This is a genomic window from Shewanella nanhaiensis (assembly GCF_019457885.1).
GTDB classification, from domain to species: domain Bacteria; phylum Pseudomonadota; class Gammaproteobacteria; order Enterobacterales; family Shewanellaceae; genus Shewanella; species Shewanella nanhaiensis.
The window spans coordinates 22,153-47,319 of sequence record NZ_JAHZST010000018.1; the positions used below are offsets into that span (position 1 = coordinate 22,153).

23 protein-coding genes and 1 tRNA gene are annotated in these 25,167 nt (G+C 42.6%); 12 read left to right on the forward strand and 12 right to left on the reverse strand.

Going from position 1 to position 25,167, the window contains the following annotated elements; all coding sequences use genetic code 11:
* Positions 1 to 180 precede the first annotated feature (180 nt).
* Complete coding sequence (gene nadE, locus K0625_RS19765) at positions 181 to 1,011, forward strand: NAD(+) synthase (protein WP_220111244.1); 831 nt, start codon at positions 181 to 183, stop codon at positions 1,009 to 1,011.
* Between the two features lie 130 nt (positions 1,012 to 1,141).
* On the opposite strand, the gene K0625_RS19770 is transcribed toward nadE, so the two are convergent.
* The gene (locus K0625_RS19770) at positions 1,142 to 1,648 is read right to left on the reverse strand and encodes a DUF6942 family protein (protein WP_220111245.1); all 507 of its coding nucleotides are present in this window, start codon (positions 1,646 to 1,648) and stop codon (positions 1,142 to 1,144) included.
* A 110-nt stretch (positions 1,649 to 1,758) separates the two neighbouring features.
* Between K0625_RS19770 and K0625_RS19775 the strand changes: the two genes are divergently transcribed.
* The gene (locus K0625_RS19775) at positions 1,759 to 3,225 is read left to right on the forward strand and encodes an alpha/beta hydrolase (RefSeq protein ID WP_220111246.1); all 1,467 of its coding nucleotides are present in this window, start codon (positions 1,759 to 1,761) and stop codon (positions 3,223 to 3,225) included.
* Here K0625_RS19775 and K0625_RS19780 read toward each other — a convergent pair.
* The 4 genes from K0625_RS19780 to K0625_RS19795 form a co-directional block, all read right to left on the reverse strand.
* Entirely contained in the window at positions 3,222 to 5,402 is a 2,181-nt protein-coding gene (locus K0625_RS19780) for a diguanylate cyclase (protein ID WP_220111247.1), read from the reverse strand. The two genes, K0625_RS19775 and K0625_RS19780, sit on opposite strands and share 4 nt — an antisense overlap.
* Positions 5,403 to 5,789: 387 nt before the next feature.
* Positions 5,790 to 5,866, reverse strand: a tRNA-Pro gene (locus tag K0625_RS19785).
* 178 nt (positions 5,867 to 6,044) lie between these two features.
* Positions 6,045 to 7,832: a DUF3413 domain-containing protein gene (locus tag K0625_RS19790; RefSeq protein WP_220111248.1), complete on the reverse strand. Its 1,788-nt coding sequence runs from the start codon at positions 7,830 to 7,832 to the stop codon at positions 6,045 to 6,047.
* Between the two features lie 84 nt (positions 7,833 to 7,916).
* Positions 7,917 to 8,132 (reverse strand): YejL family protein, encoded by a 216-nt coding sequence (locus K0625_RS19795; RefSeq protein WP_012325398.1) that lies wholly within the window; start codon positions 8,130 to 8,132, stop codon positions 7,917 to 7,919.
* 379 nt (positions 8,133 to 8,511) lie between these two features.
* On the opposite strand from K0625_RS19795, the gene yejK reads away from it, so the two are divergent.
* From yejK to K0625_RS19810, 3 genes are all read left to right on the forward strand, one after another.
* Positions 8,512 to 9,543, forward strand: coding sequence for a nucleoid-associated protein YejK (yejK, locus tag K0625_RS19800; protein WP_012325397.1), 1,032 nt, complete (start codon positions 8,512 to 8,514; stop codon positions 9,541 to 9,543).
* 504 nt (positions 9,544 to 10,047) lie between these two features.
* A complete protein-coding gene (locus tag K0625_RS19805; RefSeq protein WP_220111249.1) occupies positions 10,048 to 10,929 on the forward strand; it encodes a 6-carboxytetrahydropterin synthase in 882 nt (293 codons plus the stop codon).
* A gap of 104 nt (positions 10,930 to 11,033) precedes the next feature.
* Entirely contained in the window at positions 11,034 to 11,843 is an 810-nt protein-coding gene (locus K0625_RS19810) for a M23 family metallopeptidase (RefSeq protein WP_220111312.1), read from the forward strand.
* 161 nt (positions 11,844 to 12,004) lie between these two features.
* Here the strand turns inward: K0625_RS19810 and K0625_RS19815 are convergent, their stop codons facing one another.
* The 3 genes from K0625_RS19815 to K0625_RS19825 form a co-directional block, all read right to left on the reverse strand.
* Complete coding sequence (locus tag K0625_RS19815; protein ID WP_220111250.1) at positions 12,005 to 12,313, reverse strand: hypothetical protein; 309 nt, start codon at positions 12,311 to 12,313, stop codon at positions 12,005 to 12,007.
* 471 nt (positions 12,314 to 12,784) lie between these two features.
* Positions 12,785 to 13,363: a VOC family protein gene (locus K0625_RS19820; RefSeq protein ID WP_220111251.1), complete on the reverse strand. Its 579-nt coding sequence runs from the start codon at positions 13,361 to 13,363 to the stop codon at positions 12,785 to 12,787.
* A gap of 66 nt (positions 13,364 to 13,429) precedes the next feature.
* On the reverse strand, positions 13,430 to 13,969 hold the full coding sequence (locus K0625_RS19825; RefSeq protein ID WP_220111252.1) for a L,D-transpeptidase family protein: 540 nt from the start codon (positions 13,967 to 13,969) through the stop codon (positions 13,430 to 13,432).
* Between the two features lie 151 nt (positions 13,970 to 14,120).
* Here K0625_RS19825 and K0625_RS19830 point away from each other — a divergent pair, with 151 nt between their 5' ends.
* Both K0625_RS19830 and K0625_RS19835 read left to right on the forward strand, forming a co-directional pair.
* Entirely contained in the window at positions 14,121 to 14,960 is an 840-nt protein-coding gene (locus tag K0625_RS19830) for an ion transporter (RefSeq protein ID WP_220111253.1), read from the forward strand.
* Positions 14,961 to 14,995: 35 nt separating this feature from the next.
* Positions 14,996 to 16,507, forward strand: a complete 1,512-nt coding sequence (locus K0625_RS19835; protein WP_220111254.1) for an MATE family efflux transporter — start codon at positions 14,996 to 14,998, stop codon at positions 16,505 to 16,507.
* A 328-nt stretch (positions 16,508 to 16,835) separates the two neighbouring features.
* Here the strand turns inward: K0625_RS19835 and K0625_RS19840 are convergent, their stop codons facing one another.
* Together K0625_RS19840 and K0625_RS19845 are read right to left on the reverse strand one after the other, a co-directional pair.
* Positions 16,836 to 17,066: a DUF2986 domain-containing protein gene (locus K0625_RS19840; RefSeq protein WP_220111255.1), complete on the reverse strand. Its 231-nt coding sequence runs from the start codon at positions 17,064 to 17,066 to the stop codon at positions 16,836 to 16,838.
* 123 nt (positions 17,067 to 17,189) lie between these two features.
* Positions 17,190 to 17,633: a hypothetical protein gene (locus K0625_RS19845; protein ID WP_220111256.1), complete on the reverse strand. Its 444-nt coding sequence runs from the start codon at positions 17,631 to 17,633 to the stop codon at positions 17,190 to 17,192.
* A gap of 413 nt (positions 17,634 to 18,046) precedes the next feature.
* Here K0625_RS19845 and K0625_RS19850 point away from each other — a divergent pair, with 413 nt between their 5' ends.
* From K0625_RS19850 to K0625_RS19865, 4 genes are all read left to right on the forward strand, one after another.
* Positions 18,047 to 18,781, forward strand: coding sequence for a DUF1538 domain-containing protein (locus K0625_RS19850; protein WP_220111257.1), 735 nt, complete (start codon positions 18,047 to 18,049; stop codon positions 18,779 to 18,781).
* Positions 18,781 to 19,572, forward strand: coding sequence for a DUF1538 domain-containing protein (locus tag K0625_RS19855; RefSeq protein ID WP_220111258.1), 792 nt, complete (start codon positions 18,781 to 18,783; stop codon positions 19,570 to 19,572). Before K0625_RS19850 ends, K0625_RS19855 begins: the two co-directional genes overlap by 1 nt.
* Positions 19,573 to 19,652: 80 nt before the next feature.
* Positions 19,653 to 20,003 carry a P-II family nitrogen regulator gene (locus tag K0625_RS19860; RefSeq protein ID WP_012325372.1) on the forward strand — a complete coding sequence of 117 codons (351 nt, stop codon included), beginning with the start codon at positions 19,653 to 19,655 and terminating at the stop codon, positions 20,001 to 20,003.
* A complete protein-coding gene (locus K0625_RS19865; protein ID WP_220111259.1) occupies positions 20,000 to 20,404 on the forward strand; it encodes a CBS domain-containing protein in 405 nt (134 codons plus the stop codon). Before K0625_RS19860 ends, K0625_RS19865 begins: the two co-directional genes overlap by 4 nt.
* Positions 20,405 to 20,461: 57 nt before the next feature.
* On the opposite strand, the gene K0625_RS19870 is transcribed toward K0625_RS19865, so the two are convergent.
* Both K0625_RS19870 and K0625_RS19875 read right to left on the reverse strand, forming a co-directional pair.
* Positions 20,462 to 20,818, reverse strand: coding sequence for a glutathione S-transferase N-terminal domain-containing protein (locus tag K0625_RS19870; protein WP_220111260.1), 357 nt, complete (start codon positions 20,816 to 20,818; stop codon positions 20,462 to 20,464).
* A gap of 78 nt (positions 20,819 to 20,896) precedes the next feature.
* Entirely contained in the window at positions 20,897 to 23,995 is a 3,099-nt protein-coding gene (locus K0625_RS19875) for a DUF748 domain-containing protein (RefSeq protein ID WP_220111261.1), read from the reverse strand.
* 149 nt (positions 23,996 to 24,144) lie between these two features.
* On the opposite strand from K0625_RS19875, the gene K0625_RS19880 reads away from it, so the two are divergent.
* The gene (locus K0625_RS19880; RefSeq protein ID WP_220111262.1) at positions 24,145 to 25,164 is read left to right on the forward strand and encodes a 2Fe-2S iron-sulfur cluster-binding protein; all 1,020 of its coding nucleotides are present in this window, start codon (positions 24,145 to 24,147) and stop codon (positions 25,162 to 25,164) included.
* Positions 25,165 to 25,167 lie beyond the last annotated feature (3 nt).

Genomic DNA, 25,167 nt, shown 5'->3' on the forward strand with positions numbered 1-25,167 from the left:
ATTGATTGCTGGCATTTTTATTTGTTCCTCTTGTGTTCTGTAGATATCAAAATGAACTGGTATTTTGAATATGTTAAAAAGTAAATTAGCATAAATTTGCCCTGTGATGGGATTGGTATTCAGCTTAATTTAGCCCATAATTATCGACTGTAATATGAAACACATTTTGGAGCACAGATTGTGAAAGGACAGATTTTACGTGAAATGAAAGTGCAGCCTGCAATTGAGGCAAGTTATGAAGTTGAGAGACGCATTGCATTTATAAAGTTAAAGTTAAAAGAGTCACATACACAAACATTAGTGCTTGGGATCAGTGGAGGGGTTGACTCATCACTTGCCGGAAAGTTATGTCAACTTGCTGTTGATGAGCTTAATCAAGAGACAAGCTCTGAGCTTTACCAGTTCATTGCTGTTCGTCTACCTTATCATGTTCAAAAAGATGAAGATGAAGCTCAACTTGCATGCCAGTTTATTACTCCCTCAAAACTGGTCACTGTGAATATTCATGATGGTGTTAGCGCAGTACATAAAGAGACATTATCAGGCTTAACCTCGGCGGGAATTGAAATCTGTGACAGTGCGAAACTCGATTTTGTGAAGGGCAATGTCAAAGCGAGAATGCGTATGATAGCTCAGTATGAAATTGCAGGTCTGACAGGTGGGTTGGTGGTCGGTACGGATCATAGTTCCGAGAATATTACCGGCTTTTATACTAAATGGGGGGATGGAGCTTGTGATCTTGCTCCTCTTTTTGGCTTAAATAAGCGACAGGTTCGCCAGCTAGCAGCGTATTTAGGCGCTCCGGCTGTGCTTGTTGAAAAAGCTCCTACCGCAGATCTGGAAGAGGATAAGCCTCAATTGGAAGATGAGGTTGCACTTGGGTTAACCTATGAACAGATTGATGACTTTCTGGAGGGGAAAGCTGTCGACTCCTATGTTGAAGATAGATTGGTTGGGATCTACAAAGCGACTCAGCATAAACGCGAAGCGATACCGACAATATATGATTAAATATTTTTTAATTGTATACCCAAACAACTTCAAGATGCAGGATTCAGCATTTTGAGGTGGCTTGGGTATATAAGGCGCGAAAGCGCCTTTTTAATAGCTGCTTTTTAATCACTTCGTATACTGATTGGTATTAGCTATTGCTTGCTATCAGCGCCCTTGTTTCTGCAATTAGTTGATTTGGGTATTGCCGATAATCTAAGTAGGGAGTGATGAGTAATGACTGATTATCATAAAACTGTATTGAGCTGTGGTTTATGTCAATAAATGAGAGGTCTTGAGTTTCCATTGAAAGCTGCTGTGAAACCACCTTACCAACAAGGAAGTGCCATCGTTTTTGGTGAGGGGTAGTCGTTTGTAGTAGTGTATCAGCACCAATCAATATCATTTCATTGTGCTTGAGTAGATGTGTATCTCGGTAGTGTTTCCACTCTTCGTTAGGGGCGCAAATTTTTGCCATGATAGTCAATATTTTTCGCCAATGATTTCCATTGTGTTCAATTAACACAGAAACCGCATCATCCTGAGCTATGTTCCACCCTTGAGGTAATACTGGGGGAGTTGGGAGGTAGAAGCAAAATGTCGGGCTGTGAGCCCCTAAACTGATAACTTTAGTATCTATTGTACCTGATAAGTGCATTTTATAACCGGAGTCGTGACTAAAGAAGCTGATAGCTAGATTTTACTCGGTTAAAACGTGTAAGTTAATGCTCATTAAAGATTCCCTATGTTGATGGCCTCTGGAGAGTGATGAAAACCTTAGTTATTGGTTCAACTAAACACCTATTTATGGCGCTGTTTTATGCATCATTAGGGGTTGTCATTGCGTTGCTATGCGCCAGCATTTGGTACTTGACATCTAGGCCTGAGCTAGATGTTTGGCATAAAACTGAATTGAAATCTGCCTATAAGCGATCATTGGGCTTTAAAGATTTTTCGCAGTTGATGGCATTAGAACAGGCCATTTTTGATGAAGTTGAAGAGAGAATTTATGGACGTACTCCTCACGACTTTGACTCTGTGATTAACCGTTATGTTCGTGGAAGCTTATCAGATCCTAAAAAATGGCGTACGGACTGGAACAGAAGTTATGAATGGCCACAAGCTGATGGAGATTTTGGGGTGCTGCTTCTTCATGGTATGTCGGACTCCCCCTATGCAACTTCCCACCTCGCTAAACACTTTAAAGGTAATGCGCATGTATTAGCGCTCAGGCTACCAGGTCACGGAACGATACCTTCAGGCCTTATCGATATCGAGTGGCAAGATATGGCATCGGCGGTGTCGTTAGCGACAGAGCATATGCAGAAGGTGTTAAAGGGGAAACCCTTGTACTTGGTTGGTTTTTCAACAGGAGCTGCACTTGGATTAAATCACGAACTGGAGCGACTTGTGAAAGGGCTATCTACAGATTATGCGGGTATGGTTTTTCTCTCTCCTGCTATAGGCTTACCCCCAGTGGCTGCAGGCGCTAAGTGGCAAGCTAGGCTTGGTGAGTTGTTGGGTTTGGAAAAATTAAGCTGGAATAGCCTTCAAGCTGAGTATGACCCGTTTAAATATAACTCCTTTGCCGTGAATGCCGGTGATGTGGTTTACCAGCTAGCGGAGCGTAACCAGTTGCTGCTAAACCAATTATCCTCCGAGGGGAAACTCAACATCGGACCGATACTGACGTTTCAATCATTAGTGGATGATACTGTCTCTACCGCATCGGTTGTGGAGGAACTCTATCAAAAATTACCTGAGAGTAACCATGAACTGGTGATATTTGATATTAATCGAACGGAAGTGAATATGGGCTTAGTACTTAATGACCCATTAGATGAATTTAATTACCTTATAGATCGAGTACCACTCAATTTTAATTATACGCTTGTGGAAAACCGTACTGGTGAGGCTGAGCTAAGACGGCAAGTTCAGGCGACAACGAACTATGCTAAGGGTGAGAGTTCTATTGAACCCATAGCTCAAAAATGGCCAGTTAATGTTTACTCCCTGTCACATGTCGCTCTCCCGTTCCCGATTGAAGATAGTTTATATGGACCAGAAGGAGTTCACTATATCGATCGAGTTCAAATTGGTGCTGCATCTTCAAGAGGTGAGAGAGGTGTACTCGGTGTACAGGCAGATGAGATGTTGAGACAAAAATGGAATCCGTTTTTTCCCTATTTATTGGATAAAATGGATCGATTTATTGATAAGCAAAATCTAGATTAAATATCAAAGTCAGGAGCTACACGAGGTTTGGTGACTATGACTTTATCTCTGCCTTGGTTTTTAGCTTGATATAGGTTCAAATCGGCTTGTCTAAACCAATCCTCGAGTGATTTACTGTAATTGGCATTCGCAACGATAGCGCCAATACTGACTGTCATCATGATTTCGGTTGTTTGATGGGGTGGCTGTATAACGAGTCTTTTGAGCTGTAATCTGAATTCATTCAGGTGATCTTCAACCATATCTGGATTGGTCATCGGTAAGATAAGTAGAAACTCTTCACCGCCATAGCGGGAGATCACATCACTATCACGTTTAAAAAAGAGCTTCATGCTGTTGGCTATGGCTCTAAGGCATTGATCACCACCTTGGTGGCCGAAGGTATCATTGATACCTTTAAAGTTATCGATATCGAGTATGGCAATGACCATCACCTCGTCACTTCTTAGGCATAGGTTATGTGTGGTTTTAAATCGACTTTCGGCGCTTCTACGATTAAATAAACCAGTTAAGTCATCTTTCTCCGCTAGCGATTGCAGCTTCTTATTGGCTTTTTCCAGCTCGAATGTCCGGATAGCCACTTTCTCCTCTAGCTCTAATTGATAACTTATCAACTCCTGCTTACTTTTCTTAATGCTTTGATATAAGGTTAAAAACTCTTGAGGTGACTCCTCATCAATATGGTAGGCAGCCGCATTTTTGTGCCCTTTATCACCAAACTTGTTGGCAATCATGGTTAAGGGTTCCGTTAACCTAGTGCTTATTACTCGCGTCACAATCACGGTAATAATCAAGGAGAGGATTAACACAGTAAAAGTGGTTAAGTACTGTGTTTCTAGCAGCTTTAGAAGCGGGGAGAAGGGTTTGACTATATACAACTTCCAGCCGTTATTGAGTTGGTAATGAGTGTAAACGAACTCAGGATTTGGGTTATTAAGGTCAAATAAATTGATTAGCTTTAAGCTGGTTTTGTAGTTCTTCCCACTTTCCACTGATTTAAACTTAGATAAAACGGGGAGTTTTAATGTTTTTGATGCGTAGATAACACGTTCATTTTCATCTATTAAAATCATAGATTGCATCTCATAAACAAGGTTTTTCTGCTCAATGTCAACGAAGCTTGTTAAGTTGAGAGAGCCCTCAATAATTCCGGCTGGTTGATCTGAGTTTTCGCCACTGTAGATGGGAGCGCTGATGGCGACAATAGGATCAGTCCCAAAACCTCTGCCCCAAAAGGCTGGAGAGACGAAGGTTTGTTGTTTATAGAAGGCTTCTTGGAAATAGTGTCTGTCTTTAACTGAAAAGCTTCTATTTTTCACCTTTTCTGAGCCTAAGAGCTCTATAGGCGTTGCAGCAATGATGCGAGCATCACTGTCGGTGACTATCATGGTGATAAAATCAGAATAGCTTTGATGCAGTTTAGTTAGGCTCTTTTGCCAACCAGGAATGTCTGTTTGGGAAAGGCTAAGCCATTGTGAGGCATTACTGATGGCTTTTTTGTGGGTCTCTAGAAAAACTTCGGTCGCTTGGCCTAAGTGGACAGCTGAGTCATGTAGGTTTTGATTAAGGCTGTTTTGTTGTTTTAGAATAACTTGATGATTGAAAAGTAACGCTGAGCTAAGTAGAGATATGGTTAATATCAATGTAAAGCTGTATGTTAATTGAGCGTGAAAGGTGCGTCTTTTTTTGTCTCTTACTTTATTTTTAAGGTACCAAAATCCAGAAAAAACAGTGACAGCCAGTGAGCCTAGAGCTGCACAGATAAAGCCATTAATCCCCTGTTTAAGAGTGATAAAAGAGAGGTGACTTTGTGGAAGCTCAGAGAAGTTGGTGGCATAAAAATAAAAGAGCGGCATCCCAATAGCGATCCAGAAGCCTATATCGGCATAGAGAGCGTAGATATCTTTTCTTCTGGCAAAACCAAGCCAAAGAGCCTCTAAACAGAAAAACAGGAAAACGTGAGGGCTTGTCCAAGAGACAATTAACCCAATAGAGGAGATTGCTGCACAAAGAAGGGCGTACCAAGGTCCTAATAATATTGCGACAATGACAAAAAATAGGTTTCCCAACACCAATTGAACATTGCCAAACAGGGGAATAGGATAAAGGTTAACAATTAATCCTATTAAACCGAGTAAGACTGAGAGTTTTAAGTGTTGTTGGGTTATTTTGAGCATATAGCCTTTTTATTTTTACTTGTTATGCTAACTATAGATGCTAACGGTTAAGAATGAGATCATTCAAAATGAAGCTCTGCCTAATGTAAGCAGATGATTTATTACATTGTTTGTCTGATGCTAGTTATCAGGCCTGCCTATCGAAATGCCTGTTGCAACTTTGTAAACATCTTCTTCTTTATTGTTATACCTTGCTTGGATGAAAAACTTAAGTGATTCGTTAGCTTTTTTACATAAACGTCAGTAAGAAAAGTAATAAGAGTTATTTTTTGAAGCGTTATCCTTGATACTTTGGCCCTGCTCTACAGGAGAGACAATCTACTTTAAAACAGTAGAAAACTTATAGCAAAAAGCCGCTAATCTTTCGATTAGCGGCTTTTCAATATTTGGTCGGGATAGCAGGATTTGAACCTGCGATCTCTTGTCCCCCAGACAAGCGCCTTACCGGACTAGGCCATATCCCGATGTTTGTTCCTGAAGCTAAGCCCCATCGAACGAAGCAGAACTTTATCAACTCACTGCTGCTTGTGCAAGCTCTTAGTTGTCCCTTTGTATCAACTGCTTAGTTTGTAAGCTTTATACACTTAGCGGGTTTACAGCAGGGGAGTTTTCCGCCCGGATCTATTCAGGGCGGAGTATCAATTAATGATTATAGAGGCGACGTCCTTCGCGCATCACTTCAATCAACTCAGGTGCGCTCATCTTTTTACGCAATCTGCGTTCATAATTTTCATCATAAATTCGATATTTTCCATGGCGGTCAATCACTGTTATCTCCGAGTTCTGGTAGATCCCGAAAATAAGATTATCGCCCACATAGACCCAAGACTCGCTATCAGGTTGTAATAAGCTACGACCGGCACTGTAATCAGTAGGTGCATTTGTGCAACCAAGTACTTGGCTTAACAGTGTTGGTGCAATCCCATAATGGCTAGTTCGATACTTGATATCCTTTGGGGGAACTTTGCCTGGCCAATGTATGATCAAAGGCACATGAACATTGTCAGGAGACATATTACTACGTGCTTCGTTAGGGTTACTTGTAAATAACTTACCGCTGACGCCAGTGATTATGACTAAGGTCTCTTGAGGCAGAGCTTGGATCACCTTTTTCAGTTCGTTATCAATAAAGTTCAGTGATTGACGATACTGGTTAAATAGTACTCGCTCAGCGGATGTGAGTGTTTTTTTAGGGCGGACAGTTTCTATGCCTAAGAAGCCAATCGGTGTGTCATAGCTCTCTGGAGAGCGCAGGTTGACAAGACCAAACCAAGGTGAACTTGTCTGAGTACGCCACTTTTCAAAACTCGCTAGTGAACCTTTATCTGCCATTGCATGGCTATTGTCTACTGGAGTGATGTGCTGCTGTAACCCTTTGAAGATAGCGCTAGGTTTAAAAACCAGATCGTCAGTGGCAAAAACAGCGGTTTGATAACCTTGTCGATTAAGCTCTTGGGTCAAAAGTGGCTCAGTGTGATCTAAGGTACCATCATTCATGTAACTTCCCTGTAGGCCATACATAATAGAGAACATGCCACTGGAAAATTGAGTGCCGCCACTTAGGTGTTGGTGAAAATCTTGATTCTCTTTGGCGTACTGGCTAAGGAAGGGCATAGTGCTTTCATCAAGCATATCGGCCCTTAAACTATCTACTGTAATTAAGAGAATATTGCTCTTTGGCTCCTCATTCACACATTGCATGGGCGTGATGGGGTAGCTGATATTACTTCTTAGATCAGAATGACGTTTATTATTTTTATCCCCATCGATGCCATGGCTCTCCATAAATGAGCGAGCGGTAGCAGGATAAGAGAGAGGGTAAGCATCGTCTAAGCGAGTGATGTCTGTCACTGACGCAGCGTCAGCCCAGATATGAATGAGATGGCTACTGACAAAACAGAGCCCAACAAAAGCAACGACTTTATTGCCACATTTAACCTTATGTATCTTCTCAATGCGTTTCCATAGGAAGTTAGCTGCCGTGAGCTCAAGCACTATGATACCTATAGGCGTCACAATGTAGGAGGTTCCACGTAGAAGAGCGTTAAGATCAGCCCAGGCTAAATCAAAAACAAAGGGGCTAAGGTGAAGGCCATAGTCATCATAGATAATGGTGTCATATAGCAAGATACACAGACTTAATGTCGCAATAGATGCAGCGTAGCCCCGTAATATCTTTGAATAGGGCAGAAGTAAGGTAACGGGGAAAACCAGCACCAGATAGACGATAAAGGATAAAAAGCTGAAGTGGCCGATAGTGCTGATAGCCAGATAGCCCCAGCCCAACCATGACTCAGGGTAACCTACGGTATCTAGATAGCGAAAACCCACGATCATGGCAAGAAAGCCGTTGAAGAAGGCAAACCAGTGCCCCCAACTTATTAAGCGCGATACGCGATCGCGGCCCATCTCTTTTTTACGCTCGACCATGTGGCTCCGCTTACTGATTAGCTACTGATGTGTCTTAAGTTTGTTTGTGGTTCAGTCTCTCTTACGCAATCTAAGTTGAAGGTATTAACCTTTCACCGATTGTGCAAGTGCTTTCGAGAATTGTTCTGCAACGCTCGCACGTGCTTCGGCCGGAACCTTACGTGCTAAAAGATCGGTAACGCAGTTGCCTAGCACCATTAATCTGAGGTCAGTAGGGGCTTGATGCTTATCTAGCACAGCGCTTAGCTCTGCGATAATGGATTCAACTTGTGTATTTGAGTATTTGGATTGGATTGCCATATTAAAAAGTATTTCACTCTAAACTTGATTAACTGCATATGATAACCGAAATTCATTGGGAGCACGATATACTTACTTGGTTAAAGTGTCGTGATTTACCTCTTTTGTGGGCATAAGTTAACCGTATTAGAGTAAAGCTAAAACTTGCCTTAACTATTTGTCACTTCAGTTAAGCTCAGTGGCTTAGATCTTTGTGCTTTCCTCACTGTTCAAAATGACCTATTTAATCCCTAAAGGAGACGTTTCTCACTTGCCGCATCGTGATGATTGGGGCAATATACCCTAATTATTCAGGTTAGATTTAATCTCCTAACCATCCCACTTAAATTAGCAGTGAAAGCATCATCGCTGCTAAATGTTATTATCGATATCGAGGCTTATGAGTATTAACGTTGAGCAAGCAATTATCCACGCCATCTCTCAGGATCGTGAAGGTCAGCTTAGTTGCCGATTGCGTCCACAACCCCTGTTAAATAGTGAAGCTGTCGAAGCCATGTTAGAGGAGCTTCACCAGACTTATACCACTAAGGCGGGTAAAGGTTTTGGTCACTTCGGTACTCATGGTGAAGATGGCGAAGCAAACCCTAAGTTTGAACAGGCGTTAAGCGAGTATCGAAACGGCGAACTGGGATTTGTTGAGTTTTCAGGCTTGGCGGGTAAATTGCTGCAAGAGGAGCTCTCTAAATATGATTTTAGTCAAGGCGGATTCTTGCTGCTTTCATGTTATACCCATATGACCAGTGATTATCTCTATGTCTCTTTGTTAAATGCTAAGTCATCGATGACAGTTTTGGATGATATGGAGCTGTCGCAAAATACTCACTTAGATTTGAAAGATGTGCAGCTTGCTGCAAGAATCGATTTGACAGAGTGGCAAGCAGATAGTGATTCGCGTAAATATATCTCCTTTATTCGTGGTCGCGCTGGACGTAAAGTCGCGGATTTTTTCCTCGACTTTATGGGGTGTGTTGAAGGCGTTAATACTAAGGCACAAAACAAGCAGCTGATGAATGCCGTTGAGGATTTCGTCTCAAGCAGTGAATTGACTAAAGATGAGCGTCAGCAATGCCGTGAAAAAGTGTTCGATTACTGTACCGAACGCTGTGAAGTCGGGGCTGATATTGAGATTAAAGATCTTGCCGATGAGCTAGCCGATTCTGGTATGGAGTCCTTCTATGACTTTGCCCGTGGTGGTGAGTATGAACTCGAAGATGAGTTTCCGGGTGACAAGCCAACCTTGAGACAACTGAAAAAGTTCTCCGGTACAGGTGGTGGGGTGACCTTAAGCTTTGATGGTGCACACTTAGGTGAGCGAGTGATGTATGACCCTATCTCTGACACCATTATGATTAAAGGTGTTCCAGCTAACTTGAAAGATCAATTGGATCGTCGATTAAAGGGTGGCCAGTAGTCTCTGAACTCAGGCAATCTTAGGCCATCATAGTGATGTACGATATTATATGTCTCCGACACCATTATGATTAAAGGTGTTCCAGCTAACTTGAAAGATCAATTAGATCGTCGATTAAAAGGCGGGCAGTAGTCTCTGATTCAGGCCATCATAGTGATGTACGATACGATATGTCTCCGACACCATCATGATTAAAGGTGTGCCTGCGAAGCTGAAAGACCAGTTGGATTGTCGATTAAAAGGCGGCCAGTAAATTGATGCTGAATTGAAACTAAAAGCGCCGTTTGGCGCTTTTTTTGTGCTAAGAAAATGACTTTTTGCTGGATATCTCTGCAAGGGCGATAATTACCTAAGTAAACGACTCGAAAAACGGCTTGACCCCATGTAAACTTGCACCAAATGAGTCGATGATTTTCTCTTTATCAACTTAGTATATTTTAGTTCTTTGGCCATCGCCGATTGGACGTATTAACAGGTAGACTGTTTTTCTGCCTAGGAGAGTAAATGCAACTTTTTGTTAGAGATTTAACCGTGATAGACTTTTCTTACCTGTGTCCCATTCGTGGCATGGTGGGAGAGAGTTGGATAGTCGATGTATTGCTCGATGGCGGTTTAGATGAGCAAAATATGGTGCTCGACTTCTCAAAAGTGAAGCGCACGATTAAAGATACCATTGATAATGTCGCCGATCATCGATTGTTGATCCCGACAGCTTGCAGTGAAGTTCGCTGGCAACAGCAGGGCGACAGGGTATGGATGGACTTTAATAGTCTTAAAGGGGATATACATCTGGCTTGTCCAGAGCAAGCTTTTGCGCTTATCCCTAGTGAGCTTATCGATTTTGAAAGTGTAAACACCTTCCTGCAAAAAGCCTTAAAAGAGGTGTTACCCGATAACGTTGATGGCATTGCGTTAACTCTCAGAAATGAGCTTCATGAGACGCCTTTTTATCATTACTCCCATGGTTTGAAGAAGCATGATGGAAACTGCCAGCGTATCGCCCATGGTCACCGTAGCCCGATAAATATTTTTGAGAATGGGATCTCGGCACCAAAATGGGATGAATATTGGGCTGAACGTTGGAAAGATATCTATCTTGGCACTGTAGAAGATGTGGTTAAGATTGATGAGTTAACGCTTTCACCTCAGGCGAAGGTAAATGATGACACTCACTTTGGCTTTCATTATCAAGCTCCACAAGGTGATTTTCAACTGGCGATGCCTAAAGCTATGTGTGAGATTATTCCCCATGATACAACTGTCGAGCTGTTGGCTGAGTTTGTAGCCAATACCTTAGTTGAAAAGTCACCGCACAGCCAGTTTAAAGTCATCGCCTACGAAGGTGTAGGCAAAGGCGCGATATCGGTTAAAGGCGCTCAAGAGTAACTCTTGATGTGAGTAGAATCTAATACTGATTGATACAAATAACGGAGATGAGTTTGAAATATATTAACACCCCATCTGTTTTGTCTTCTGCAATTATCTGTTGCATGGCGATAAGTAGTTTACTGATATCAAGCCATGCATCAGCCCAAGTTGAGTTGGTGGGTAAGATGGAGCAGGGGGCGTTAATTCGTGCTCAGGTTGAACCGGGAACGCAAGTTTCACTCAATGGTGAAGCGGTTAAGGTGACCCCAAAAGGTCACTTTGCTTTCGGTTTTGGCCGTGAAGCTGAAGTCAATCAAGAGCTAAAACTGGTTTATCCTGATGGTTTAACCCAAATAATGCCACTTACTATCAGTGAAAAAGAGTACAAGATCGATAGGGTAAATGGGATCAGTAAAAAGATCATGAAACCAGATCCTAAAGCGGTGGAGCGTTCTAGAAAAGACAGTAAGCAGGTCAAAGCGGCTCGTGCACAATTTTCAGAGCAAAACGCCTTTACTCAAGATTTTATCTGGCCTCTCACTGGTAGAATTTCTGGTGTATATGGTAGTCAACGTGTCTATAACGGCAAACCTGGAAACCCTCATTATGGTGTAGATGTTGCCGCTAAAACTGGCACTGTTGTGGTCGCTCCCGCTGATGGGATTATCAGTTTATCGGTAGCGGATATGTTCTACTCAGGTGGTACGATTATTCTTGACCATGGCTATGGCGTTAGCTCTAGTTTTCTTCACTTAAGCAAACTATATGTCAAAGAGGGCGAGGCGATAAAGCAGGGGCAGCCCATCGCAGAAGTCGGTGCTACAGGACGAGTAACCGGTCCTCATCTTGATTGGCGGGTAAACTGGTATCAGATGCGATTAGATCCCGTAACCATAGTGCCATCCATGTCGAGTGTGCTTAAGAAAAAGTAAATACTAAGAGCTCAACTTCAAAACAGAGGCTAGCTATTTTAGATTTATAAGGCTAGCTTTCCTGCTTCAACTCGTTGAATTATTTTGGAACTTAATCTGTTAGTTGAGCTAATTGTTTTTGAGACTAATTAGTGTTGTAAATGTCTCTATAAGTATTTGGCCTAGAGATAAGCAGGTGGTTTAGCGAAAGTATTTGTTAGCCAGATAATCATCTCTGGTTGATGGGGGCACAAAACAACCATTTTACTTGCGGCATCACTCTGACTTAACTCGCCTATCTCTAATCTTCCTAATAAAGTCGCAAATTCATTATATATTTTCTTGTTTTCATGGAAACAGGGAGAAGTGTAATGGGAGGGAAGATCTAAACTATCAAGATTTGTATTGTACGTATCATTATTTGTTTTAACGCTATTGGCACTGCAACCAATAACAAATAGAAGACAGCAGACTAATGATAGCTTTTTCATATTGAGCTCAATGAATATAAATTTAGTCTAATATTTTCTCAGTTTATAAAAAATAAAAAAGAGCGGGTTACAAAGTGATACAGGTGTTGTGAGGTAAGTCATTTTTTTTGGTGAAAGAGTTTCTCCTTTTTATCTAATAAGGCTCCGTTTTCATATTGGGTGAAAATAAAAAGATACAAGCTAGTTGTCGTTAATAAAAAAATTAAAAGAATATTAGTTACTTAGATTTGTCTGGAAGTGAATGTTTAGGGGCTAATGAAACTAAACATCACTTCCAACTTAAACAGAGTATTATATCGACAGTCTATTCATTACTAGTGTTATATGTTGTTTTTGTGTGCTGCAATGTAACGATTTAATTACGTCTTTGATTGTTAGTTAGCATCCACGGGAGCTATCACCTGTATCAGTAACGTCAATTTATCTAGGTGAAGTTATTTGTGCTTCTTGTTAATGAGTACTCTAAATTTTTCATGGCTCAACCTGCTCTGAAGCAATCACCTCTTTAATGCCGTGGGGATGAACCTTGATGCAGATATTGCCCTTTTTAAAGGCGATGGTTGGATTCGCAAGGCGCTCATGTTCTCCTGATGGTGAGCTTAACTTAACCTTTATCTCCGTTTTATTATCAATCACATCGGCTAAATGGGGCACTCTTTCAACTAATGCTTGGGTTAATTGCTCGCAGTTATTCGCCTGACATGGCAAAACTAATTCGATATGTTCCCAACCTTCGATTGGGTACTGCTTACTCCCAGGGTAGGGGAGTTCGATACAATCAATGGTGAGGTTAGTTAATTGCAGTGGCGTATTGAGCTCGATAATGAGTATTGGCCGCCCATTAATCATATTGTTTGAGATCACCACCCCATCGCTGCAGAGTGCATTACTGAGCTCATCGGCAACTGAAGCGCTATTTACCCTGAGTGCTGCATGATCGCATTCAAGCCCTAACTGAGCTAAGCCTAACTCCTCTAAGAAGAGATTAATCTTGCGAGTAAAGTCTGGCCAACTGCTGTGTAAATCAGCAAGAGTAAGAGAGTTATTCATTGATAAGTTCTTTTATTTCCAGTGTATTGATTGGTTTTTCTGAGGGCTTGTATATACCGCTCTTGACTAGGGCCAGATCTCAATGGGAGTACCAGGTTCAATTGAGCCCCATAACTCATCCATCTGTCGATTGGTGATGGCGATACAACCATCGGTCCAGTTAAATTTTTGTGCCTCTTCAGGTGCTAGAGATGAGTTGGGGTTTTGTCCATGGATCATGATCTGTCCACCAGGACTAATACCCAGCGCTTTGGCTCTGAGCTTATCTTCATCATTGGGGTATGAGATATGGATCGCGCGGTAATAAGCACTATCGGATTTTTTGTAATCTAAGATATAGCGACCTTCAGGGGTGCGTTGATCCCCCTCTTTAAGCTTATGACCTATGGGTCTGTCTCCCATGGCGATTCGGTATTGACGCATCACTTTTCCGTTACGCATTAACACCATTTTTGCCTTTGACTTTGTAACCACGACAAGATCTATCTTACCTAAGTTGGAGGCTGGTGAGCTATCAGGGGAGTGCTGTTTTGAGCTGGCAGCCAAGCTTGGTTGTTGAGCACAGAGTAAAAATAGAGAGGTGAGCAGTAAAAGAGTTCTGTACATGTATTGTGAAGCTCAATAATCGATTTAACGTATTTTAGTATAGTACCCTAAGTGTACTGCTTAAATCGAATTTTACGTCGCAGGCGTTCCCATTGGTATTATGGGCTAATAGTGGCAAAATACTTGATTCCAATGGTGGGGAATAGGTTTCATGGAACAAGATACGCAAATAAATAATGAAGACACGATAAAGCTTAAGTTAAGAAGAGTGATATTTGGTACAGATACGAGACTCGGCCGCTATTTCGATATCAGTTTAATTATCTGTATTATTTTGAGTGTGACCTTAGTGTTTCTCGATACAGTTGCCTCGATAAATAGCCAATATGGTCAATTAATCAGTATATTAGAGTGGTTTTTTACCATTGTTTTTACTATCGAGTACTTGCTGAGACTCTACTGCTCTGCTCAACCAGTGCAATATGTGAGGAGCTTCTATGGAGTTGTCGATCTGCTCTCTATCTTGCCAAGTTATCTGGCACTGCTTTTCCCTGGAGCGAACTTTACGCTAGTTATCCGTATTCTGAGGTTGTTCAGGATCTTCCGTGTGCTGAAATTGTTACGATATCTTAGTGAAGGCAATGTATTGCTTAGAGCTATGTTACAGTCTGGTCGTAAGGTGTTTATTTTCTTCTTCTCTGTCAGTCTGATTGTGATGGTGCTCAGTGCAATTATGTATGTAGTTGAAGGGCCTGGAAATGGTTTCACTTCGATCCCCAAGTCTATCTATTGGACCATAGTGACCATCACGACGGTCGGCTATGGCGATATCACTCCTGGCACTAACTTAGGTCAAGCCATCGCAGCATTTACCATGTTGCTTGGTTACTCGATTATTGCGATCCCGACAGGTATTTTAACGGCAGAGATCTCCCAAGAGATGGGAAAAAGTAAAGATCTCCGTCGCTGTAGTAACTGCCTTAAAACCGGTCATGAGAATGATGCCAGCTACTGCGATCATTGCGGTAGTGAGTTGGAAGCGGAAATATAGCACTAAATATTAATAATATAAGTTCAAGGATAGAGATGACTACAGCTAAATTTGTTCAAGGTTCGATTATGCGTCACATCTTAGTGATGAGTTCGACTGCGGCGGTGGGGATATCAGCGCTATTTGTGGTCGATTTAATCGATATCTTCTTCTTGAGCTTGCTCGGTGAGCAGGAGCTTGCCGCTGCGGTCGGTTATGCGGGAACTATCTCTTTCTTTACCACTTCCATCGGTATCGGTTTATCCATAGCACTAGGTGCGCTGGTATCCCGTGCTATCGGTGCCAAACAGATGGAAGCGGCTAAGCGTTTACTACTAAATTGCGCCGTTGTGACTCTGTTGATGTCATTGCTTGTTTCGGCTGTGGTGACCTATTTTATCCCTGAGCTACTCTCACTAGTCGGTGCGACAGGGCACACCGCGGAGCTTGCTGCTGGATACCTTTATATCTTAGTTCCTTCACTGCCACTTATCTGTCTTGCGATGGCACTGGGCGCTGCACTTCGGGCAGTGGGAGATGCAAAGCTCTCTATGATGTCAACCCTTGCTGGTGGGGGGATCAACTTGGTGTTTGATCCCATCTTTATCTTTGCATTGGGGATGGGCATTGAGGGGGCGGCGGTTGCTTCTGTATTGGCTAGGGCTGGGGTGTTGTTTATTGCTGCACGGGGTGTGATCGTTAAGCATAAACTGTTTGGACAGTTTGAATTTGAGAGCTTTAAGACAGATCTTAGTGCTATTTTCGCAATTGCAGCGCCGGCCATGCTAACCAATATCGCCACACCAATAGGAAATGCTGTGGTGACTCGCGCAATTGCGGATTTTGGTGATGGCTATGTTGCTGGTTGGGCGGTATTAGGGCGTTTAGTCCCTGTCTGCTTTGGAATGATCTTCGCTTTATCGGGAGCCGTTGGCCCTATTGTAGGGCAGAATTATGGCGCTCATGAATTTGACAGAGTGAAAGAGAGCTTAACCAAAGCCCTGCAGTTTTGTGCCATGTATGTTATTGGCGTCTCGTTGATCTTGATGTTGTTACAGGATCAGATCATCTCTGTGTTTGATATGAAGGGAGACAGTGCGGAAATTATTCGGTTCTTCTGTACCTATATTGCCGTTTTCTTTGTTTTCTCCGGCGCGTTATTTGTGGCCAATGCCTCTTTTAATAATTTAGGTAAAGCAAAGTACTCAACCTTTTTCAATGTGGGTAAAGCGACCATAGGCACTATCCCATTTGTCTATTTTGGCGCTCAGTGGGGTGGGGTTTTTGGTGTGTTGGTGGGCCAAGTTATCGGGGCGATAATTTTTGCAATATTAGGTGTTTATACCGCATTTAGATTAGTGGACAAGGTTAGGGCTGATGCATCGAATGAGCTAGCTTCTTCTGTGAATGATGAACAAGATGAGTTTGATACCGAGTTAAGTCCGAGTAGTACTAATGCATTATCCTCCTCCTGTGCACTGATGGCGCAGATAACAGAGGAGCAAGATGCGGAGGCTGGGAGCGAAGTGAGAGAGTTTATAAAACCAACAGGTGATAAAGCCAGCTGATACCTCAATGGCACAAATAAAGAAGGGAGCTACTAATACCAATTACATTAAGTATCTGTTCATTCAGCGGGAATTCAAAGTGCTGTAGGCTAGGCGGATGATTGAAGCTAATAGTTATTCTATATCTAAATCATTCAATACAGCATCCAGGGCTTTGAAACCCGCCCTGCGGGAGGCTCTCAAACATTCCACTTCCGCTTTGCATTGACTTACAAGGGAGTAACCATTCTTTCATCAATGCGCCTTGAATTGAAAAGTTTGAGCGCCTCTGAATTGATAACATATTTAATGTAATTGGTATAAGCTCCCTTTTTATTTGGAATATGGCCTAATTTGTTTCAGTCGTATCAGTTTGCTGCTCTTGCTCTGCTTCTGCTGTAGTTTGCACCTCTTCAGCAGTTTGCTTACCAGATAATGCTGCTTCTGCCTGCTCCTGAGCTAGGGCTTTTGCACGATCACCTTTAGAGACATATTTTTTGATTGTAGGAGCTGTATGCTTATTTTTACGGGCCTTGGCACGTTTAGCCGTAAGTTTGATCATTTTCTGTTTTTTGTTCATAGCTCTCTACCAATATGCTGCTATTTCTCCAGCCAGCTTAGTTTCTGTGGCTGGATTGTAAATCCGGGAGCGGATTTTAACTTAATCTGCTCCATCAAGCCACAAATATGCACGGCTACATTATTATGAGGAGAATTTTTGCTTATCAGCTTCTGTTGCCCCTTCATTACACTCACCACGGATCTCAGCTCTGCCTACCTCAATAATACGGCTGAGCTCCATAAACCCTTCTCGACAGTAACCTGTCATGGCTAAGGTTTTAGAGAGGCCTAGCTCTATCTGTTGAGTCCAATCGCTGAGATCGGGTTGCTTATAACGTTTACCAGATTGTGCGCGACTCTTTCTCTTTACCTGCTCAATTCGTTCATTATGAGGCAAAGGAAAATCAGGCTCTGCAAAGGTGGCAAGCTGGGCCTTGTAGGTAAATAGCTTAATACCATCTCCCTTTATATTGGTACTAAACCTGTCTTTGACGCTGAGCTTAAAATCCTCAGGATCGGTTTTTTTACTCGCGCAGGCTGTGAGCAGAGTAAGTGAAAGCATAAGGGCAATTTTATTATTAAGCATATCTGTTCTTATTATTTTAGTGTCGACATCTGTTTGACTGAGATTGCTATTGCAGGGAATGGAGAGTCCGTGTCCCACTATATTTATTGTTCAGCCTCAATTTACTTTATGCAGCATAACTCAATTCTCAACAAGTTTGCATCATACTGACAATCTTTTACCTTTAGTTCCCCTAACTTGAATTGAAATGGATAAACTTGATTTCGCTCAAGTAATAGCCAGATCGTACTGGTTAATTCTTGCTATTTAGGACTCAAATGGCACACTGAAATGAGTCATATTTTGAGGGAGGTAGAACCTGATATAGAGGCTTTAACGCCATATTTATCTTAGGTTTTACTCGATGACTTTTAGCTTAATTTAGATTGTCTACTTATGATTTTATCTAAGTTAAACAGCCGCATGGAGTGTTAATGGCCGCTATTTTTAAACTACTGCAATCTTTGCTGTCGAGTTTTAAGGATCTTGTTCCCATCATTTTGGTGGTGAGCTTCTTTGAAATTTTTATTCTGCAACAAGCCCCCGCAGATCTGTTCTCTATCATGGTAGGCCTTGTGTTTATCGTCTTTGGATTGACCTTTTTTGTTTTTGGACTGGAGATGGGGCTGTTTCCCATTGGTGAGTCCTTGGCGCAAGCTCTTGCCCGTAAGGGGAGCGTTTTCTGGTTAGTCCTGTTTTCATTTTCCTTGGGGTTTGGCACCACACTGGCAGAACCTGCCTTGACTGCTGTTGCAAATGAAGCGGCCCAGGTGGCGGCCGAAGCGGGGGCAATTAATACAGATGAAGCGTCGATGGAGAGTTATGCCATGGGGTTGAGGCTCACAGTCGCTATCTCAGTTGGCTTAGCTATTTTGCTCGGAGTGGTGCGAATCTTAAAAGGTTGGCCAATTCATTACCTCATTATAGGAGGCTACGTTACCGTCATGGTACTGACGGGATTTGCACCTGAAAGTATTATTGGAGTCGCCTATGACTCAGGAGGGGTGACCACCTCAACCATTACCGTCCCTTTAGTGACCGCTTTAGGGGTGGGGTTAGCGAGCGTGATTAAGGGAAGAAATCCGATGCTCGATGGGTTTGGTTTGATCGCGTTTGCGAGTTTGACGCCAATGATCTTTGTACTTATCTACGGCATGGTGGTGTTTTGATGGAGATGCTTAGAGGCTTACTGGACACCTTGCTATTGACCGCCAGAGATGTGATCCCGATTGCGGTTATTCTGTTTGGTTTTCAGCTTGGTGTATTAAAACGTCCGATTGCAAACTGGCATAAAGTGGTGCTGGGTTTTTTCTATGTGATTGTCGGTTTAACCCTATTTCTAGTGGGACTTGAGTTAGCGCTTTTTCCCATTGGCGAAACCATGGCTGAGCAGTTAACTAGTGTCGAGTTTATCCACCCAAATTTAGGACCGGGTGAAGTGATAATTTGGCAAGATTATCTGTGGGTATACCTATTTGCAGCTGCGATAGGCTTTAGTACTACGATAGCAGAGCCGTCATTAATTGCTGTGGCGATAAAGGCCAATGAGGTCTCAGCGGGTGCTATTGGTGTTCAAGGGCTGAGGATCTCTGTCGCGATAGGGGTCTCCTTTGGGATAGCTCTGGGGTGCTTTAGGATTGTGGTTGGCGATCCTATTCACTACTACATTATGGCGGGTTATATCATAGTGGTTATCCAGACCTTCTATGCCCCCAAAATGATCATTCCATTGGCCTATGATTCTGGTGGCGTGACAACATCAACAGTCACAGTGCCTCTTGTGGCAGCGCTGGGCTTAGGTTTAGCGACAAATGTTGAGGGGCGTAATCCGTTAATCGATGGGTTTGGTTTGATTGCATTTGCGAGCCTCTTTCCTATGATAAGTGTGATGGGCTATGCACAAATTGTTGAACTCTTAGATAAAAGACGCTCAGTGAAGGAGCAAAACAATACGCCTTAGTCTGGTTGGGAGCCGTATTTAAGCTGCGTTTATTTGCAAACAACTGAATAGTTAATAGAAGAGATTATTGGGAGTTAAAGATGCGTTTTAAACTCATTATTGCTTTTATCGATGATAGTACCACCAACCGTATTCTTGATGCGGCGAGAGAGGCGGGGGCGACAGGGGCAACCGTTATCAATCACGCCAGAGGTGAAGGTTTGGAAAAGAAGAAAACATTTATGGGGCTCACGTTAGATGTTCAACGAGATGTGGTGCTCTTCTTGGTGGAGGAGCATAAGAGCCGTGTGATACTTGAAACGATTAATCGTGTCGGTGAGTTTGACACTAATCCTGGGCAGGGGATTGCGATACAGATAGACGTTGAAGATGCTGTGGGCGTTGCCCATCAAGTGAGAGAGATAAGCAAAGATATTGAGGACCAGATATGAATCAGGGTAAAGTCGTTCGAAACTCAGATGTGATGACAAACAAGTATGTCATGGTCGATGGTCTTCATACCGTCGCCGATGCAGTCAAGCATGCGATTGAACAGGATGTAAAGGTGCTGTTTGTTAATAAGCGCCATGATAATGATGAGTTTGGTATTGTGTTGATGAGTGATATTGCTAAGCAAGTTTTGGCAAAAGATAAGGCACCAGAGCGGGTCAATATCTATGAGATCATGCTAAAACCTGTTTTTTCTGTGAATGCTGAAATGGATGTGCGGTATTGTGCCCGTTTGTTTGAGCGCTTTGGGATCTCTAAGGCACCAGTGGTTGAGAATGGCGAGATTTTAGGCTTAGTGAGTTACCAAGATCTGGTACTAAAAGGTATGATGGCGGGGCTGTAAAACTATTAGCTTAAAAACAAAAAGCGACCTGTGCGGGTCGCTTTTGAGCTTTGTTATTTATGCGAATCGTTTATCTAGATAGTTGATGATATCTGATGACTCATACATCCAACGTATCTCTCCATCCTCTTCAATACGAAGACAGGGGACTTTTGCTTGTCCACCCTCGGTGACTAAGGTGCTTTTATGAGGATCTTGTTTTGCATCTAAGGTTGCAATGTTTAAGCCTTGTCTGCGCATTGCACGACGTACTTTTACGCAAAAGGGACAGGCTTTATATTGATATAGGGCCAACTGCTCAGTCGCTGCATCTATCATGGTTTGCTCATCCTGAGGACGTTTACGCTTCTTCGGTGTGAAGATAAAGTTGAGCAGTAAGATAATGCGACCTAAAAACCAACGAACAATAAACATGGGTTACCTCTGATAGAATCGAAATCGGCCAGAGTGTAACCCATGCAAGCTTAAGATTAAATACTCATGTTGTTGGGATCACTCCGCCCCTAAGGTTAATATCGCTTCTTGGGCGCCTTGATTAATATCAATGCGGCTATCGAGTAGGAAGATCCGTGATGGTTCCAATTTATTGATATCCACTAAATGTGCCTTGACGGCAAGGGCACGTTCGGTGGCTAGATCCCCTAACATAAGCTCATCGACCTTCTGATGATTCAAGACTAAATTATACAGGGCGATATGCCATTGGATATTGAGCTCTTCATCATCTAATAGGGTTTGCTCTTGTTCATTTTTTGCCATTATTTGCACTTTTATCTCATTGGCCTTACCGCTAATTTCACTCTCATAGAGGGAGATAAGTGCATCTGATAGGGGGCCTTGAGTTGGAAACTGGCTTGCTGACAGTTTACGGGGCATGACATCGGGAGCAATTTTGCCGATTTGAGCCAACTTTTGAGTGAGCATACGCATTTTAAGCTCTTGGCTATCTGCAATTGGGTCAATGGCACCTTCTACACTTAAAGTCAGCTTTGGACGTTCAATGAGTGCTTTGGTTAAGGTTTCAAGCTTGTCGGCTTCGCTGTCGCTTATCTCGGCTAAACCGGAGCCAAAGGCGATGCTATCTAGTGCATCACTGTCGCCAAAAATCCCTGAAAGTAGGCTAAAGGGAGCGGTTACGGCTTTAGTGATCACATTGGTAAAGGCGGTCAAAATAATGCCACCGAAACTGAACTCTGGTGAGTTTAGATCGCCTGAAACATCAAGACCAAGATCGATAACACCGTGTCTGTCTTGTAGCAGTGCAATCGCAAGGGTGACAGGTAGGCTAGTGGCTAAACTACTGTCACTTCGCTCCCCTAAGGTCAGTTGGTCGACCACCATATGGTTGCTGCCTTGCAGTTTGTTCTCCTCTAACTGGTAGTTGAGATCTAAGGAGAGCTGACCTTTATCGATATAGTAACCTGCATAGGTACCTGAGTAGGGATTGACAGAGGTTAACTCCACATTTGCAAATTTTAGGGCAAGATCGAGATAGGGCATCTCCAGTAGCGGGTTTATATCTCCTTTGAGTGTAACAGGCGCATACTTATCAATTTTTCCCTTGATATCAACCTTAGCAGGTGATGTAGATGTTGAAGATAACTGACTCACTTGCCCCTCAAGTTGCTCAATGCTGGCTGCAAAGTTGGGGGTGAGTGAATTATCGGCGAAGAAGGTTGAGCCTTGAGTAAACCCAAGTTTTCCAATCACTATTTGCAGCTTATCTTGCTCTGAATTAGCTCGCTTCTCTTGATTTGCTTCATCATTCGCCTGCTCAATCACCAATCCGCCAATATTAGTGGTTTTATCCTCTGCAATGATGAGTCGACTGTAAGGTTTGACAAAATCTATCGCATCGATGGATAAGAGGTGTTTACTTTGATCTAAGCTCAGCTGGCTGAGGGTCATAGACTGCCATTTTAGTAGCGTTTTGTTCTGTATCGTATCTTTGACGAATAGATCATTAATAGCCGCATCACCACTGAAGATTAGATCATCGACAGAGCTGGCTTTAACAACGCCATGTGCATCTAATCTGCCTTGCTCTAATAGTATGTTGAGGTAAGGAGAGAGGTAAGCCTGAAGCTGTGGAAGTGAGAAATCTTCAAGAGATATTTTACTCTCTATACGTTGCTGTTTGAGATCTAACTCCCCACTGGCATTGAACTGTCCTGCGTTATTGATGGCCAAATCTAGCTGATATTGCACTGGAGATCTAAGGTCGGAATAGATCTTACCTGTCGTTAGATTTAAGGGGGAAACCTGCCATTGAGTGTTATCTGACGCTAGGTTTTCAGTGACCTTGATATCGAACTCTTTGAGTTCGACCTTGTCAATTATCGCCAACCAAATAGGCGCTGTTTTCACACTAGGCTCATCGATGACGGCTAACTTAGCTACAGCTGTAGATGTAGATGTAGATGTAGATGTAGATGTAGATGTTTCTGTCTCGGTAGCTTGTGTGCTGGCTGCCTCTTTTGTCTCAGTTGAGATAAAATTAGGTATAAACAGTGGCACAAGGTCTAACCCGTCAGCTGATACATGACCATCTAAAGTCAATTTCTCACTAAAGAGATGTGAGATCAGCAGCTGTTGTTGACTTAGATCTAATGCGATATTTTGAGCGGTAAAAAGTGGCAGAGAGATAAGTGGACGATCTTCATGAGTAAACAGAATATCTTTCAGTGCAAACTGTCCCTGACTTGTTGTCAGGGTGATCGGGTGCTCAACTGACGCTTCATTCATTGATAGGGCAAAGTCTGTGCTGAAGTCAAACTTACCAGTGTCTAGATGAGCCTGAAACTCTTCTGAGATAAATGACCAAAACTCAGGTAAAGCTATCTCTGTAAGCTGTAATGAACCTGCGATATTCAGGGGAGAGAGTTGAAGTTGACCTTGAGTGGCTATCTCACCACCGTTTTTACCCTGTAAACGAATTGAAAATCTATTGGCGGCATTTTGTTGGTTATCTATCTCTGTTAATGTATCGAACCCCTTGATATCAAGATTAATATCTGGGTAGCTTAACTGGCTATCTGTAAGGGTATCGATAAAGTTGAGGTCTCCACTGACAATAGCCAACCTCTCCACCATGATATGGGGAAGTGTTGCGGGGGTCTCCTCGCTGGGTGCGCTTGCTGAGGTGTTGGTCAGCTCTGTGATGATGTCTGAGAAGTTAAACTCAGCTCCTTCAGTCTGGCTTAAACGTTCAGCGACCAGGTAGGGGCCAGTTAATGTCACATCTTTGATGCTTATGGCGCCATTTATCAGTGAGTGCCAGAAGCTTAGTTCGAAATTGAGTGAAGCAAAGCCCGTAAACTTGGTGTTGTCCTCTTCTAAAATGTGTAGCTCTGTGAGCGACAGATGAAGATTAAAGGGGTTGATTGAAACATCTTCTAAGTTGACGGGGCGTTTTAATGTCTCGCTCAGTTGAATTGGAAGCTGCTGCTCGACTATCGAGGGAAGGAGTAAGCCAAGCAAGGTAACGAATGACAAGTAGAGCGCTAATACCAGAACTAAAAATTTTTGATAACGGGGCAGTTGACGATAGATTTGTTTTAAATTTATCGCTTTTTTGGGTTTAGCAGACATACTTACCTTTATCGTATAGAGATATTTAAAGAGAGAGTATTTTACCTAACTTGATAGAATATAAACACTCATTATCAACTAGATAGACTCGCCTTTTTCTCTGTTTCTGCAAATATATGTAACAAATCATTTGGTTGGGTGAATTGAAAATGACTCGATTTTATTTTGATGAACAAAGTGTTGAATCTATAGAGGGCGAAACCGTTCTCGATGCACTGATCCGCCAAGGTCATTCGTTGAACTACTCATGCAGAAAGGGGGCCTGTAAAACCTGTTTGGTGCAGCATATCGGTGGAGATATTCCCTCTGGGGCCCAGAGAGGGCTAACCAGTGAGCTTAAATCCGATGCGTATCTCTGCGCATGTCAGTGTAAGCCGACACAGGACCTTAAACTCAAATCCATTTTAGTGCAAAACTTGTTTATTGCGGCTCATATACATGAGAAGCAGTACCTTTCAGATTCTGTGGTTAAGATCCTAGTGGAACCCAGCGAGGAGATGAGCCACAGTGCGGGTCAATATATTAACCTGCGCCGTTTTGATGGATTAACCCGTAGTTATTCAATCACCAACGATCCTGACTCCAAATTGATAGAGCTGCATATACGCAGAAAGTACAATGGACAGTTCAGCGATTGGTTATTTAATCATGCCAGTGTCGGTGAAAGTGTGCTTATTCAAGGTCCTTGGGGGGATTGTTGCTATAGGAGTGAGTACAAAAATGACACCTTGATATTAATTGGTACCGGAACAGGACTTGGCCCTGTATATGGAATAATTAGGGATGCGCTTTCCCAAGGGCACAAAGGAGAGATCTACCTCTATCATGGGGCTAAGAATGAAGCGGATCTTTATCACCATAGCAAGTTATTAAAGCTAATGTTAGAGCACCGAAACATGACCTATCTGGCTTGTGTGGAGCAGATGGGAAGCGGCAAAAGTTCGACAAGAGTACAGACAGGGGATCCATTTGAGGTGGCGATGAGTTTTCATCAATTTGATAGCCAGACACTGTCTGACTCTCCACAACGTGTATTTCTCTGTGGAGAGCCTAGCTTTGTTAATAAAGGACAGGAGCTTGTTTTCTTAAATGGAACGCCACTAGATAGGATACATTCGCTCTCTTATGAATATAAAGATCTGAGAAAGGTTCCCCGTGACGGCAGCTAGTAC